Consider the following 14,465-nt stretch of genomic DNA (forward strand, 5'->3'; position numbering starts at 1 on the left):
ATCTCTAGAGATGTAACGACAGTCGGGAGGCAGTGATGACCCAGATGCCGGGGCGACCGGACGTCGTCCCCTACATCGCTGCGTGGAGTGCCGAGCGCTTCGCGCGTCCAGCGGTTGTCGCAGCCCCGGGGGTGGGCATTGCCTACCGGGGCGAGATCCCTCATGACCGCGACGTGGACGGTGTCCTCTGGGCTCGTATGACGCTCCAACGCGGCTCTGGCCGACCCGAGTTCGGCCGTGTCCATCCGGCCCGCCAGCGGCGGGCGATGCGCAGGCTGCTGTGTCAGGTCTGCGGCGGGCCGGCCGATCGGACGGGGGAGGGGGTGCTGTGGCTGCTCAAGGATGACCGCGACGACTGGCCGGGCTGGCCCGAGGGCATGGCGGTGACTCACCCACCGGTATGCCTCGGCTGCGCGCGGGCCGCTGCTCAGCTGTGTCCGCACCTCGCGACGGGGTTCGTGGCTGTGCGGGTGGCGGACAGCGGGAGCTGTGGGGTGTACGGCACGCTGTACCAACCCGGGGCTCTGGGCCCACAGTCGGTGGGCGAGATCATCACAGCGTCCGATGATCCGAGAGCCCGCTGGGTCCTCGCCGCGCAGATGGTCCGGGTGCTTCGGGGGTGCACGTTTGTCGAACTCGGGACGAAGGCCGAAGTAGGCGCTGGACCCAGCGTCGGACTGGACGACTTCCTGTGCGCCGTTACCGGGTAGGGGAGGCTGCCGTGTCCCGGGAGGGTTGGGCGGCGGAGACTGGGAAGATCAGGTTGCTGGTGCTGCGCGGCGTGTCCACGGCGATGTAGCCCAGTGACGTTCCGGTTGTGGTCGTGACACGCCAGGACGTCATGTCGCGTCCGGAGGCACCGCACGCTGCGTGGACCTGATCCTGCTGCCCCGGTTGCAAGGTCACTGGTGTGGAGGGCGCGTCGCAGTACAGCCCGGAGCACCCGTCCACCACGACCGGGACGGCTGTGTCGTTGCTGATGGCGACAGCGCTGTAGTCCATGGGGTCGGTCGGATCATTCGACCCGCAGCCGCTGGCCAGCATCGCCACCTCGGCCCAGGCGAGCCAGCCCACTGCCGTCAGCACGAGTCCGCAGCCCAGGACCAGCAGGATCAGCCTCCGGCCTCGCGGCGTACGCTCCCGCTTCGGAGGCGGCTGGTAGCGCACCCACTGCACTGGCGGGTTTCCCATGTGGTGACGCTCACTCAGTAGCGGCGGTTGGGGCATGACGAAGGCCCAGGTCGGTTGACCTGGGCCTAAGTTGGCGCTTCTTGCGAAGTGCCCCCGGTAGGATTCGAACCTACGCACCCGCCTCCGGAGGGCGGTGCTCTATCCCCTGAGCTACGGGGGCCTGCTGGTGGTGCGGCGTCGCGATTTCTGCGACGTGGAGAACATTACCAGCTCGTGGGCGCGGTCCGTGCAGGGGTTTCAACAGCAGGTCGCGGACACGGAAGTGGGCAAAGGCCGGACGGGCGGGGGTGGGCGGCCGTAGTGTCGGTGGGGTGTCGGGTGTGTCCGGTCGGGTCCTCGTGGTGGATGACAACGAGGCGATCCGCAGGCTGATCAAGGTCAACCTGGAGCTGGAGGGCTTCGAGGTGGTGACCGCGGCCGATGGTGCCGAGTGCCTGGAGGTGGTCCGCCGGGTGAAGCCGGACGTGGTGACCCTGGATGTGATGATGCCGCGCCTGGACGGCCTGCGGACGGCGGCCCAACTGCGGGCCCGGGAGCAGACGGCCCGGTTGCCGATCGCGATCGTCAGCGCGTGCACGCCGGCGGATCTGGACCGGGGCGAGTCGGTCGGGGTGGACGGCTATCTGGGCAAGCCGTTCGATCCGGAGGACCTGGTGGCGCTGGTGCGTCGGCTGATGGTGAAGCGGCGGGTCGACGGGGAGGGGTTCGCGTACGGGTTCGGCGATGGAGCCGGCGAATTTCGCTCCTAGCGAACACCGGCGGCCGGGGAAGCGTCTCAACGGGTGGCCGGGTGACGGGCGCACACCCCCCGCTCGCCTACGCTTGGCGTCGTGACACCCGCAGAGCTTTCCCAGGCAGTCCAGGTCGCAGTGCGCGCCGCCGTCGAGGCGGGCGAGCTGCCCGTCGCCGTGCCCGAGCAGGTCACGGTCGAGCGACCCAAGAACAGGGACCACGGCGACTACGCCACCAATGTGGCCCTCGTCCTCGCGAAGCCGGCCGGCATGCCGCCGCGCGCGGTGGCCGAGCTGATCGCGGCCCGCCTGCGCGAACTGCCCGGGGTCGCCAAGGTCGACATCGCCGGCCCGGGCTTCATGAACATCACGTTCGACGCCGCCACCCAGGGCGAGCTGGCCCGCACCATCGTCCAGGCCGGCCCGGCCTACGGGCGCAACGAGGCGCTCAAGGGCCTGCGGATCAACCTGGAGTTCGTGTCGGCCAACCCGACCGGCCCGATCCACATCGGCGGCGTCCGCTGGGCGGCCGTCGGCGACTCGCTCGCGCGCGTCCTCAAGGCGACCGGCGCCGAGGTCACCACCGAGTACTACCTGAACGACGCGGGCGTGCAGATCGGCAAGTTCGCCGCCTCCCTCCAAGCCGCCGCCAACGGCCGGCCCGCCCCGGCCGACGGCTACGTCGGCGAGTACATCGTCGACATCGCCAAGGCGATCACCGCCGGCGTCCCCGGCATCCTCGACCTCTCCGAGGCCGAGCAGCTGGAGGTCTTCCGCACCGAGGGCCTGAAGCTCATGGTGGCCGAGATCAAGCGCTCGATGGACGAGTTCGGCACCCACTTCGACACCTGGTTCTCCGAGAAGTCGCTGCACGACTCGGGCGCCGTCGAGAAGGCCATGGAGCGGCTGCGCGAGCAGGGCCACGTCTTCGACCAGGACGGCGCGATCTGGCTGCGCACCACCGACTTCGGTGATGACAAGGACCGCGTCCTGATCAAGGCGGACGGCGAGACGACGTACTTCGCCGCCGACGCCGCCTACTACCTCTCGAAGCGTGACCGCGGTTCCGAGGTGAGCGTCTACATGCTGGGCGCCGACCACCACGGCTACGTCAACCGCCTGAAGGCCATCGCGGCCTGCGCGGGCGACGACATGAACCGCAACATCGAGGTCAAGATCGGCCAGTTCGTCAAGATGCTGCGCGATGGTGAGGAGGTCCGGATGTCCAAGCGGGCCGGCAACATCATCACCATCGACGACGTGGTCGACTGGATCGGCGTGGACGCGGCCCGGTACACCCTGACCAGGTCGCCCACCGACTCCACGATCACGCTCGACATCAACCTGCTGACCAGCCAGCGCAACGAGAACCCGGTCTTCTACGTCCAGTACGCGCACACCCGGATGTGCGGCGTCACCCGCAAGGCCGAGGCGATGGGCATCACCAAGGGCGCGGCCGAGGACTTCAAGCCGGAGCTGCTGGCCACCGAGTGGGAGTCCGCGCTGCTGGGCCGGCTCGGCGAGTTCCCGAAGGTGATCGCCACCGCCGGTGAGCTGCGCGAGCCGCACCGGGTCGCCCGCTACCTGGAGCAGCTGGCCGGCGACTACCACCGGTTCTACGACCACTGCCAGATCCTGCCGAAGGGCGACGACGAGGCCACCGACCTCACCCGCGCCCGCCTCTGGCTCGCCGATGCCACCCGCACGGTGATCGCCAACGGCCTCGGCCTGCTCGGCGTCACAGCCCCCGAGCGGATGTAGCCAACCACTCTGCGCGCACGGGGCGGCGGCGGTCCATCGGGATCGGCGCCGCCCCGTCCCACACACCAGGAGAGATACGTCCGATGAGCCGCTCCGCGCACCCCGCAGGCCCCCGCCACGGCGACGTGCTGCCCGAGGGCCACTACAACGCCCCGCCGAGTGACCTGAACCTGCTCGACCCCAAGGTCTGGTCCCGCACGGTCACCCGCGACGAGCACGGCGTGGCGACGGTCGGCGGCCTCACCGTGACCGAGCTGGCCGCCGAGTTCGGCACCCCGGCCTACCTGATGGACGAGGACGACTTCCGCAGCCGGGCCCGCGCCTGGCGCGACGCCTTCGGCGCGGGCGCCGACGTCTACTACGCGGGCAAGGCGTTCCTCTCCAAGGCGGTGGTCCGCTGGCTGCACGAGGAGGGTCTGAACCTGGACGTCTGCAGCCCGGGCGAGCTGGCCGTCGCGCTGGCCGCCGGGATGCCGCCCGAGCGGATCGCGCTGCACGGCAACAACAAGTCGGCGCAGGAGCTGGAGCAGGCGGTCAAGGCGGGGGTCGGCCACATCGTGGTCGACTCCTACCAGGAGATCGAGCGGCTGGCCGCGATCGCCGCCGGCCAGGGCGTCCGCCAGCCGGTGCTGGTCCGGGTCACGGTGGGTGTCGAGGCGCACACCCACGAGTTCATCGCCACCGCCCACGAGGACCAGAAGTTCGGCCTCTCGCTCTCCGGCGGCGCGGCCGCCGAGGCGGTCCGCCGGGTGCTGGCGCAGCCGAGCCTCGAACTGCGCGGCATCCACTCGCACATCGGCTCGCAGATCTTCGACACCGCGGGCTTCGAGGTCGCCGCCCGCCGGGTGGTCGGCCTGCTCGCCGAGATCCGCGACGAGCACGGCGTCGAGCTGCCCGAGATCGACCTCGGCGGCGGTCTGGGCATCGCCTACACCAGCGAGGACGACCCGCGCGAGCCGGCCGAGATCGCGGCCGCGCTGGCCGAGATCGTCCGCCGCGAGTGCGCCGCCGCCGACCTCACCGCGCCCCGGCTGAGCGTCGAGCCGGGCCGGGCGATCGTCGGCCCGACCGCCTTCACCCTCTACGAGGTGGGCACCGTCAAGCCGTTGGAGGGTCTGCGCACGTACGTCAGCGTGGACGGCGGGATGTCGGACAACATCCGCACCGCGCTGTACGACGCCGAGTACTCGGTGGCCCTCGTCTCGCGCACCAGCACGGCCGAGCCGATGCTGGTACGGGTGGTCGGCAAGCACTGCGAGTCGGGCGACATCGTGGTCAAGGACGCTTTCCTGCCCGCCGATCTGACGCCGGGTGACCTGATCGCGGTGCCCGCCACCGGTGCGTACTGCCGCTCGATGGCGAGCAACTACAACCACGCGCTGCGCCCGCCCGTGGTCGCCGTCCAGGGCGGTGCGGCCCGGGTGATCGTGCGGCGCGAGACGGAGGAGGATCTCCTGCGTCTTGATCTCGGATGACGATTATTTCGTCTCAGATCATGGAATGCCCGAGGATCTGCGCGGAATCTCCCCGAGACTGGGGTTGAAACCGAAAAGCGGTGGAGAACGACGGATGAGCGGAGTCGGATGATGCGTACGCGCCCGCTGAAGGTGGCGTTGCTGGGCTGTGGTGTGGTGGGCTCCGAGGTGGCGCGCATCATGACGACAGACGCCGCCGACCTGGCCGCGCGGATCGGCGCGCCGGTCGAGCTCGTCGGCATCGCGGTCCGCCGGGTCGGTCGGGACCGCCCGGGAGTCCCGCAGCACCTGATCACCACGGACGCCGAGGCGCTGGTCAAGCGCGACGACGTCGACGTGGTGATCGAGGTGGTCGGCGGGATCGAGCCGTCCAGGAAGCTGATCCTCACCGCTTTCCAGCACGGTGCCTCGGTGGTCAGCGCCAACAAGGCGCTGCTCGCCCAGGACGGCGCCGAGCTGCACGCCGCGGCCGCCGCGGCCGGGGTGGACCTGTACTACGAGGCGGCCGTCGCGGGCGCGATCCCGCTGATCCGGCCGCTGCGCGAGTCGCTGGCGGGCGACAAGGTCAACCGGGTGCTCGGCATCGTGAACGGCACCACCAACTTCATCCTCGACAAGATGGACTCCACCGGCGCCGGCTACTCCGAGGCGCTGGAGGAGGCCACCGCGCTGGGTTACGCGGAGGCCGACCCGACGGCCGACGTGGAGGGCTTCGACGCCGCCGCCAAGGCCGCGATCCTGGCCGGTATCGCCTTCCACACCAAGGTCACCGCCGCCGACGTCTACCGCGAGGGCCTCACCGAGGTCACCGCGGCCGACATCGCCAGCGCCAAGGCCATGGGCTGCGTGGTCAAGCTGCTGGCGATCTGCGAGCGCTCGGCGGACGGCACCTCGGTCACCGCCCGGGTGCACCCGGCGATGATCCCGCTCAGCCACCCGCTGGCCTCGGTCCGCGAGGCGTACAACGCGGTCTTCGTCGAGGCCGAGGCGGCCGGCCGGCTGATGTTCTACGGTCCGGGCGCCGGTGGCGCGCCGACCGCCAGCGCCGTCCTCGGCGACCTGGTCGCGGTCTGCCGCAACAAGCTCAACGGCGCGACCGGGCCCGGCGACTCGGTCTACGCCCAGCTGCCCGCCAAGGCGATGGACGACGTCGTCACCCGCTACCACGTCAGCCTGGACGTGGACGACCGCGCGGGGGTGCTCGCCCAGGTGGCGTCCACCTTCGCCGAGCACGGGGTGTCCATCGACACCGTGCGCCAGCAGGGCCGCGACGGCGACGCCTCGCTCGTCGTGGTGACCCACCGGGCCACCGACGCCGCGCTGTCGGCGACGGTGGACAAGCTCCGCGCGCTGGACAGCGTGCGCGATGTGGCCAGCATCATGCGGGTTGAAGGGGAATAGGAATTTCCATGAACGCCGTGATCGACAGAGCAGCCCACACCCACCAGTGGCGGGGCCTCATCGAGGAGTACCGGGACCGGCTCCCGGTCAGCGCCACGACCCCGGTGGTCACCCTGCTGGAGGGCGGCACGCCGCTCGTCCCGGCCCAGTTGCTCTCCGAGCTGACCGGCTGCGACGTCTACCTCAAGGTCGAGGGCGCCAACCCGACCGGGTCCTTCAAGGACCGCGGCATGACGATGGCGATCTCCAAGGCCAAGGAGGCAGGCGCGCAGGCCGTCATCTGTGCCTCTACGGGCAACACTTCGGCCTCCGCCGCCGCCTACGCGGTGCGTGCCGGCATGGTCTGCGCGGTGCTGGTGCCGCAGGGCAAGATCGCGCTGGGCAAGATGGGCCAGGCACTGGTGCACGGCTCGAAGATCCTCCAGGTGGACGGGAACTTCGACGACTGCCTCAGGCTGGCGCGCGAACTGTCCGAGAAGTACCCGGTCGCCCTGGTCAACTCGGTCAACCCGGTGCGGATCGAGGGCCAGAAGACCGCCGCCTTCGAGATCGTCGACATGCTCGGCGACGCCCCCGACATCCACGTCCTCCCGGTGGGCAACGCGGGCAACATCACGGCCTACTGGAAGGGCTACCGCGAGTACGCGGCGGACGGCCTGGCCTCCCGCACCCCGCGGATGTGGGGTTTCCAGGCCTCGGGTTCGGCCCCGATCGTGGACGGCGCCCCGGTGCTGAACCCACAGACCATCGCCACCGCGATCCGGATCGGCAACCCGGCCTCCTGGGACTACGCGGTCGCCGCGCGGGACGAGTCCGGTGGCCTGATCGACAAGGTGACAGATCGCCAGATCCTGTCCGCCTACCGGCTGTTGGCCGCGCGCGAGGGCGTCTTCGTGGAGCCCGCCTCGGCCGCCAGTGTGGCCGGTCTGCTGCACGCCGCCGAGCAGGGCCTGGTCGACCCGGGCCAGCGGATCGTCTGCACGGTCACCGGCAACGGACTCAAGGACCCCGACTGGGCGGTGGCCGGTGCGCCGCAGCCGCACGTCGTGCCGATCGACGCCGAGGCCGCCGCTCAGCGGCTCGGACTGCTGGACTGACGCTCCGTCCCCTCGCACGGCCGATGGGCCGGTCCTGACCAGGGCCGGCCCATCGTCGCTTCCGAGTAACGTCTTTGGTGTCAATTTCGTTGTCCTTATGGATGCCGTTTCGGCACCGGTTCAGGCCAGAAGCTGCAACACGGCAGATCGAGAGGGAGCGGGGTGTACCGCTGTGGAACCTCTCTTCGATACCCTGAACCCTGGCGGCCACCCGAGCCGGACGCGCGCTTCGCGCGACACCCCCCCCCGCCCGCCGCTCACCCCACCTCCGTTCGACGCGCTCAGCGCGACGATCCAGATCTCCAGGAGAGTCCACCGCATGGCCGGTCCCGCGTTCCGTGCCGCCGCCGTCCGGGTCCGGGTCCCCGCGACCAGCGCCAACCTCGGCCCCGGCTTCGACGCCTTCGGACTCGCCCTGGGTCTGTACGACGACATCGTGGTCCGGGTCGCCGACTCCGGGCTCTCCGTGGACATCGCGGGTGAGGGCGCCGAGACGCTGGCCCGCGACGAGCGCCACCTGGTGGTCCGCGCGATGCGTGCGGCCTTCGACCGGCTCGGCGGCCAGCCCCGCGGCCTCGAAGTGGTCTGCGCCAACCGGATACCGCACGGCCGCGGCCTCGGTTCCTCCTCCGCCGCGATCTGCGCGGGGGTGGCGGCCGCCCGGGCGGTCACCATCGGCGGTCCGACCGCCCTCGACGACGCCGCCATGCTGGCCCTCGCCTCCGAGCTGGAGGGCCACCCGGACAACGTCGCCGCCTGCCTGGCCGGCGGGTTCACCGTTGCCTGGACCGACGAGGACGCCGCCCACGCGATCCGGCTCGACCCGGCCGCGCAGGTCGTCCCGGTGGTCTTCATCCCGTCCACCGAGGTGCTCACCGAGACCGCGCGCGGTCTGCTGCCCAGGAGCGTCCCGCTGACCGACGCGGCCGCCAACGCCGGCCGCGCCGCCCTCCTCGTCGAGGCCCTGACCAGGCGGCCCGAGCTGCTGCTGCCGGCCACCGAGGACCGGCTGCACCAGGACTACCGCTCCGCCGCGATGCCCGAGAGCTCGGCACTGGTGGCGGCGCTGCGCTCGGAGGGCGTGCCGGCGGTGATCTCCGGCGCCGGACCGACCGTGCTCGCGCTGACCGACGAGGCCGACGCCGACAAGGTGCTGGCCTTCGCCGGGCCGTCGTTCGCCGCCCACCGGCTGCAGCTCGACCGGGACGGCGCCCGCGTCCTGCCGTTGGACGGGTGACCGGCCGATCCGGACACGATTGGCAAGCACGAGGCTGGGGAATGTGTGAGGGGGTCGGTAGTGTTAACCTCATGTCTGCATCAGGCGCCCTGCGGGGCCCGGTGCGCCGCGTCCCGATCTCCGCGTCCCGCTCTTGCGGGATCCAGTCGAGGTCGGGGACCACGATTCTCCGGGAGCCCACCACAGCGCGTACGCAGCCTGCCTGCGCGATTGCGGCCGCATCCCGAAGCCGTGTCGGAGCCTGACCCCCACCCGCCGCAACCGGCCTCGCTGCCGAGGCTCTGACGGGCGGGAGCGCGGGAGACCGTCACACGACGGGGGCCCGGGTTTCGCAGGCAGCGGTCGGCATGAGACCGGCCCGCCGTGCCACTTCGCTCAACAGTGCCTTGTGCACAGCACTTCGCACCTCTCCCCCCGCCCAGCACCGCAGCGGCGGGGGACCACCGCCTCGGGCCTCCGCGACAAAGCGCAGGTCGGACAGCACAACCGGTCGCCGAGCCAGACAGGCCGACGTCCGCTCCAGGGAAGGACCCTTAGTGAGCGACACCACTGATCTGATGGGCGCGCGCCCGGACGCCGACGCGACGGATGCGCCTGCCGCGCCCGCGGCGCCGGCCAAGCGCCGCCGTACCGCCGCCGCAGGCCTTGACGGTCTGGTCCTGGCCGAGCTGCAGAAGCTCGCCTCGACGCTCGGCATCAGCGGCACCGGCCGGATGCGCAAGAGCCAGCTCATCGAGGCCATCAAGGACAAGAGCGGCGGCGACCCGCTGCTCGCCTCCGCGGCTCCCGCCCCGGCCCGCGCCGCGAAGGCGGAGGCCCCCGCGGCCGCCGCCGAGAAGCCGGCCCGTCGCACCCGGGCCACCCAGGCGGTCGCCGAGGCGCCCGCCCAGATCGAGATCCCGGGCCAGGCCGCTCCGGAGACCGCCGCCGCCCCGGCGCGCGCCGAGCGGACCCGTCGCCGGGCCACCTCGGCCGGTGGCGCCCCGACCGCCGTCGAGGCCCCCGCCGCCACCGTGGTGGAGTCGGCCGCCGAGCCGGTCGCCGAGGCCAAGCAGGCCGAGGCCCGCACCGCCGAGTCCCGGGTCTCCGACAGCCGGACCTTCGAAGGCCGCGACGACCAGCGCGAGGGCCGCCGCGACCGCCGCGACCGCCGCGAGCGCTCGGAGCGCGGCCCCGCCGACCGCGCCACCGCCGACCGTCCCGAGCGGACCACCGCGGACCGCGCGGAGCAGCGCACCGATGCGGCCGACGCCGACGGTGACTCGCGCGAGTCGCGTCGCGACCGCCGCAACCGCCGGGACCGGACCGACCGAACCGACCGGACCGACCGTCAGGGCGGCCAGGGCGGCCAGCAGCAGAGCGCGCAGCCGGTTCAGCAGACCCAGCAGCAGAGCGCCCAGCCGGCCCAGCAGGGCGGCTACGACGACGACGAGTTCGGCGACGGCCGGCGCGGCCGCCGCGGCCGCTACCGCGACCGCAACCGCCGCGGCCGCCGCGACGGCTTCGAGGTCGGCCCGGCCGAGCCGACCGTCAGCGACAGCGATGTGCTGATCCCGGTGGCGGGCATCCTGGACATCCTCGACAACTACGCGTTCGTCCGGACCTCGGGCTACCTGCCCGGCTCCAACGACGTGTACGTCTCGCTGGCCCAGGTCCGCAAGAACGGCCTGCGCAAGGGCGACGCCATCACCGGCGCCGTGCGCCAGCCGCAGGAGGGCGAGCGCCGCGAGAAGTTCAACGCCATGGTGCGGCTGGACTCCGTCAACGGCATGGACCCGGAGAGCGGCCGCGGCCGTCCCGAGTTCGGCAAGCTCACCCCGCTCTACCCGCAGGACCGGCTCCGCCTGGAGACCGACCCGGGCGTGCTGACCACCCGGATCATCGACCTGGTGTCGCCGATCGGCAAGGGCCAGCGCGGTCTGATCGTCGCCCCGCCGAAGACCGGCAAGACGATGATCATGCAGGCGATCGCCAACGCGATCACCACCAACAACCCCGAGTGCCACCTGATGGTCGTCCTGGTGGACGAGCGTCCGGAAGAGGTCACCGACATGCAGCGGTCGGTGAAGGGCGAGGTCATCTCCTCGACCTTCGACCGCCCGGCCGAGGACCACACCGTGGTCGCCGAGCTGGCCATCGAGCGCGCCAAGCGCCTGGTGGAGCTGGGCCACGACGTGGTGATCCTGCTGGACTCGATCACCCGCCTGGGCCGTGCCTACAACCTGGCGGCGCCGGCCTCCGGCCGCATCCTGTCCGGTGGTGTCGACTCGACCGCGCTCTACCCGCCGAAGAAGTTCTTCGGTGCCGCGCGCAACATCGAGAACGGCGGCTCGCTGACCATCCTCGCCACCGCGCTGGTGGAGACCGGCTCGCGGGCCGACGAGGTGGTCTTCGAGGAGTTCAAGGGCACCGGCAACATGGAGCTGCGGCTGGACCGCAAGCTCGCCGACAAGAGGATCTTCCCCGCGGTGGACGTCGATGCGTCCAGCACCCGCAAGGAGGAGATCCTGCTGGCGCCCGACGAGCTGGCGATCACCTGGAAGCTGCGCCGGGTGCTGCACGCGCTCGACTCGCAGCAGGCGATCGAGCTGCTGCTGGACAAGATGAAGCAGACCAAGAGCAACGCCGAGTTCCTGATGCAGATCGCCAAGACCACTCCGGGGTCCAACGACTGACGCGTCATCGGACCGAAAGCCCCGTCCCCGCTGTTCAGGGACGGGGCTTTCGGGCTTTCGGGGCGGGCGTTCCGGGCCGGGACCGGGCTGTTGCACAGATCGGACATAACGTCCTATGAACTCGCTTATGCTCGAAGAACGGTCGATCGCGACCATTCAGCGGAACTCGGGACGAACACCGCACGAGGATCAGACGATATGGCCGATGAGCAGCACGAGCAGCGCGCCACCCGGCGGGAGCGGCGGGCGGCGCATCGCAGGGACCGCAGCCGCCGCGCCAAGCTGCTGAGGGCCGGGGCCTTCACGCTGGCGGGTCTGCTGCTGGCCGGGGCCGGTACGGCCGGTTACGCGTACTGGCGGCTGAACGGCAACATCAAGAGCGTCGACATCGACGCCCAACTCGGCAGCGCCAGGCCGTCGGCGCCCAAGGACGGGTCCTTCAACATCCTGGTGCTCGGCTCCGACTCGCGGGCCGGTGCCAACAGCGGCCTGGCCGGCGGCAACACCGGCGGCACTGCCCGCTCGGACACCGCGATGGTGGTGCACGTCAACCAGAACCACACCCTGGGCACGGTCGTCTCGATCCCGCGCGACACCCTGGTGGCCCGGCCCGCCTGCACGGCGCCGGACGGCAGCGCGGTGCCCGCCGACGCCGGCGCGATGTACAACAGCGCCTTCGAAGTCGGCGGCGCGGCCTGCGCGGTGAAGACCACCGAGCAGCTGACCGGGCTGCGGATGAACCACTTCGTGGAGATCGACTTTGCGGGCTTCGCCGGCTTCATCAACGCCATCGGCGGTGCGACGGTCACCACCACCATGGACATCCACGACCCGGACAGCGGCCTGAACCTCCCGGCGGGCACCACCAAGCTCAACGGCGACCAGGCGCTGGCCTTCGTCCGCACCCGGCACGGCGTCGGTGACGGCAGCGACCTCGGGCGGATCGAGCTGCAGAAGGAGATGGTGAAGTCGATCACGAAGCAGGTCGGTTCGATCGGCCTGTTCGCCGACCCCGCCAAGCTCTGGTCGGTCGGCGACACCCTCACCAAGAGCATCACCACCGACTCCGCGCTGGCCTCGGTGAGCGCGCTGACCGGCCTCGGCGAGGAGCTCAAGGGCATCGGGGCGAACCAGCTGACGATGGTCACGCTGCCCGTCGTGACCGCCCCCACCGACCCCAACCGGGTGGTGGAACAGCTCCCGGCCGCCACCCAGGTCTGGAACGCACTGCGGCTCGACCAGCCGGTGCCGCAGTCGATCACCGGCACCCAGCCGGCCAACCCGGCCGATTCCAGCCCCCCGCCGAGCCGTTCCTGAGCTGCCGGAATATCCCCAGGCCCGGTCCGGTTTGGGAAGATGCGGCCGGTCCTGGCAGACTGGTCCGTCGGTCCCGGTTCACGTGCGGCTTCCTGCCGCCGACCCGGTGCCCTCCCGAAACCTAGGAGATCCCCTTGAAGCCCGACGTTCACCCCACGTATGTGGTCACCAACGTGACCTGCACCTGTGGCGCCGAGTTCACCACTCGCTCCACCGAGACCTCCGGCGTGATTCGCGCCGAGGTGTGCTCGCAGTGCCACCCGTTCTACACCGGCAAGCAGAAGATCCTCGACACCGGTGGCCGCGTCGCGCGCTTCGAGGCCCGCTTCGGCAAGCAGCACGGCGTCAAGGCCGAGTCGGCCAGCTAGCGCTCGTACGGCGCCGGTTTCGGGCGCTCCCGCAGTCTGCGGGGGCGTCCGGGCCGGCGCCGTTCGCGTCTGATCCTCAGCAACCCCGCCGAAGTTTTCACGGAAGTAGGCCAACCCCATGTTCGAGGCAGTCGAAGAGCTCCTCGTCGAGCACTCAGCCCTCGAAGAGCGGCTGGCCGACCCGGCGGTCCACGCGGACCAGGCCACCGCCCGCAAGCTCTCCAAGCGCTACGCCGAGCTGACCCCGATCACCACCGTCTACCGGGCCTGGCGCCAGGCGGGCGAGGACATCGAGGCGGCCCGTGAGTTCGCGGCCGAGGATCCGGACTTCATCGCCGAGGTGAAGTCCTCCCAGGCCCGCCAGGACGAGCTGACCGAAGAGCTGCGGATGCTGCTGGTCCCGCGCGACCCCAACGACGACAAGGACGTCATCCTGGAGGTCAAGGCGGGTGAGGGCGGCGAGGAGTCGGCCCTGTTCGCCAGCGACCTGCTGCGGATGTACCTGCGGTACGCGGAGCGGCTGGGCTGGAAGACCGAGATCATCGACGCCAACGAGTCCGACCTCGGCGGCTACAAGGACGTCTCGGTGGCCGTCAAGACCCGTGGCACCATCGAGCCCGGCCAGGGCGTCTGGGCGCGGCTCAAGTACGAGGGCGGTGTGCACCGCGTGCAGCGCGTCCCTGCCACCGAGTCGCAGGGCCGCATCCACACCTCGGCGGCCGGTGTGCTGGTCACCCCGGAGGCGGAGGAGGTCGAGGTCGAGGTCCACGCGAACGACCTGCGGATCGACGTGTACCGCTCCTCGGGCCCCGGCGGCCAGTCCGTCAACACCACCGACTCGGCGGTCCGGATCACCCACCTGCCGACCGGTATCGTGGCCTCCTGCCAGAACGAGAAGAGCCAGCTGCAGAACAAGGAGTCGGCGATGCGCATCCTGCGCTCGCGACTGCTCGCCGCCGCTCAGGAGGCCGCCGACCAGGAGGCCTCCGACGCCCGGCGCAGCCAGGTCCGTACGGTCGACCGCTCGGAGCGGATCCGGACGTACAACTACCCCGAGAACCGCATCTCGGACCACCGCACGGGTTTCAAGGCGTACAACCTGGACCAGGTGCTGGACGGCGACCTCAACGCGCTGATCCAGTCGGCCCTGGACGCCGACGCGGCGGCGAAGCTCGCCGCGGCGCAAAAGCAGTAACTCTGCAGAGGGGTACG

Annotated in this window: 12 protein-coding genes and 1 tRNA gene; 11 read left to right on the forward strand and 2 right to left on the reverse strand. The window is 71.1% G+C overall.

Annotated elements, in window-relative coordinates:
* Window positions 1-35 precede the first annotated feature (35 nt).
* Complete coding sequence (locus tag P3T34_RS25215) at window positions 36-710, forward strand: hypothetical protein (protein ID WP_280668320.1); 675 nt, start codon at window positions 36-38, stop codon at window positions 708-710.
* On the opposite strand, the gene P3T34_RS25220 is transcribed toward P3T34_RS25215, so the two are convergent.
* Both P3T34_RS25220 and P3T34_RS25225 read right to left on the reverse strand, forming a co-directional pair.
* Entirely contained in the window at window positions 700-1,191 is a 492-nt protein-coding gene (locus P3T34_RS25220; protein WP_280668321.1) for a hypothetical protein, read from the reverse strand. The two genes, P3T34_RS25215 and P3T34_RS25220, sit on opposite strands and share 11 nt — an antisense overlap.
* Before the next feature lie 88 nt (window positions 1,192-1,279).
* Window positions 1,280-1,351: transfer RNA gene (locus P3T34_RS25225), tRNA-Arg, on the reverse strand.
* A gap of 160 nt (window positions 1,352-1,511) precedes the next feature.
* Here P3T34_RS25225 and P3T34_RS25230 point away from each other — a divergent pair.
* The 10 genes from P3T34_RS25230 (at window position 1,512) to prfA (ending at window position 14,448) form a co-directional block, all read left to right on the forward strand.
* Window positions 1,512-1,940, forward strand: coding sequence for a response regulator (locus P3T34_RS25230; protein ID WP_348534684.1), 429 nt, complete (start codon window positions 1,512-1,514; stop codon window positions 1,938-1,940).
* 81 nt (window positions 1,941-2,021) lie between these two features.
* Window positions 2,022-3,683 (forward strand): arginine--tRNA ligase, encoded by a 1,662-nt coding sequence (gene argS / locus P3T34_RS25235; protein ID WP_280668323.1) that lies wholly within the window; start codon window positions 2,022-2,024, stop codon window positions 3,681-3,683.
* 83 nt (window positions 3,684-3,766) lie between these two features.
* Window positions 3,767-5,158, forward strand: coding sequence for a diaminopimelate decarboxylase (gene lysA / locus P3T34_RS25240; RefSeq protein WP_280668324.1), 1,392 nt, complete (start codon window positions 3,767-3,769; stop codon window positions 5,156-5,158).
* Between the two features lie 108 nt (window positions 5,159-5,266).
* Window positions 5,267-6,559 (forward strand): homoserine dehydrogenase, encoded by a 1,293-nt coding sequence (locus P3T34_RS25245; RefSeq protein ID WP_280668325.1) that lies wholly within the window; start codon window positions 5,267-5,269, stop codon window positions 6,557-6,559.
* An 8-nt stretch (window positions 6,560-6,567) separates the two neighbouring features.
* Window positions 6,568-7,656, forward strand: a complete 1,089-nt coding sequence (gene thrC / locus P3T34_RS25250; protein WP_280668326.1) for a threonine synthase — start codon at window positions 6,568-6,570, stop codon at window positions 7,654-7,656.
* A 319-nt stretch (window positions 7,657-7,975) separates the two neighbouring features.
* Window positions 7,976-8,893 carry a homoserine kinase gene (thrB, locus tag P3T34_RS25255; protein ID WP_280668327.1) on the forward strand — a complete coding sequence of 306 codons (918 nt, stop codon included), beginning with the start codon at window positions 7,976-7,978 and terminating at the stop codon, window positions 8,891-8,893.
* Between the two features lie 536 nt (window positions 8,894-9,429).
* On the forward strand, window positions 9,430-11,568 hold the full coding sequence (gene rho, locus P3T34_RS25260; RefSeq protein WP_280668328.1) for a transcription termination factor Rho: 2,139 nt from the start codon (window positions 9,430-9,432) through the stop codon (window positions 11,566-11,568).
* 198 nt (window positions 11,569-11,766) lie between these two features.
* Window positions 11,767-12,885 carry an LCP family protein gene (locus P3T34_RS25265; RefSeq protein WP_280668329.1) on the forward strand — a complete coding sequence of 373 codons (1,119 nt, stop codon included), beginning with the start codon at window positions 11,767-11,769 and terminating at the stop codon, window positions 12,883-12,885.
* 134 nt (window positions 12,886-13,019) lie between these two features.
* Entirely contained in the window at window positions 13,020-13,253 is a 234-nt protein-coding gene (gene rpmE, locus P3T34_RS25270) for a 50S ribosomal protein L31 (protein ID WP_280668330.1), read from the forward strand.
* A gap of 118 nt (window positions 13,254-13,371) precedes the next feature.
* The gene (gene prfA / locus P3T34_RS25275; RefSeq protein ID WP_280668331.1) at window positions 13,372-14,448 is read left to right on the forward strand and encodes a peptide chain release factor 1; all 1,077 of its coding nucleotides are present in this window, start codon (window positions 13,372-13,374) and stop codon (window positions 14,446-14,448) included.
* The last annotated feature ends 17 nt before the right edge of the window (window positions 14,449-14,465 follow it).

The organism is Kitasatospora sp. MAP12-44 (assembly GCF_029892095.1).
Classification (GTDB): Bacteria; Actinomycetota; Actinomycetes; order Streptomycetales; family Streptomycetaceae; genus Kitasatospora.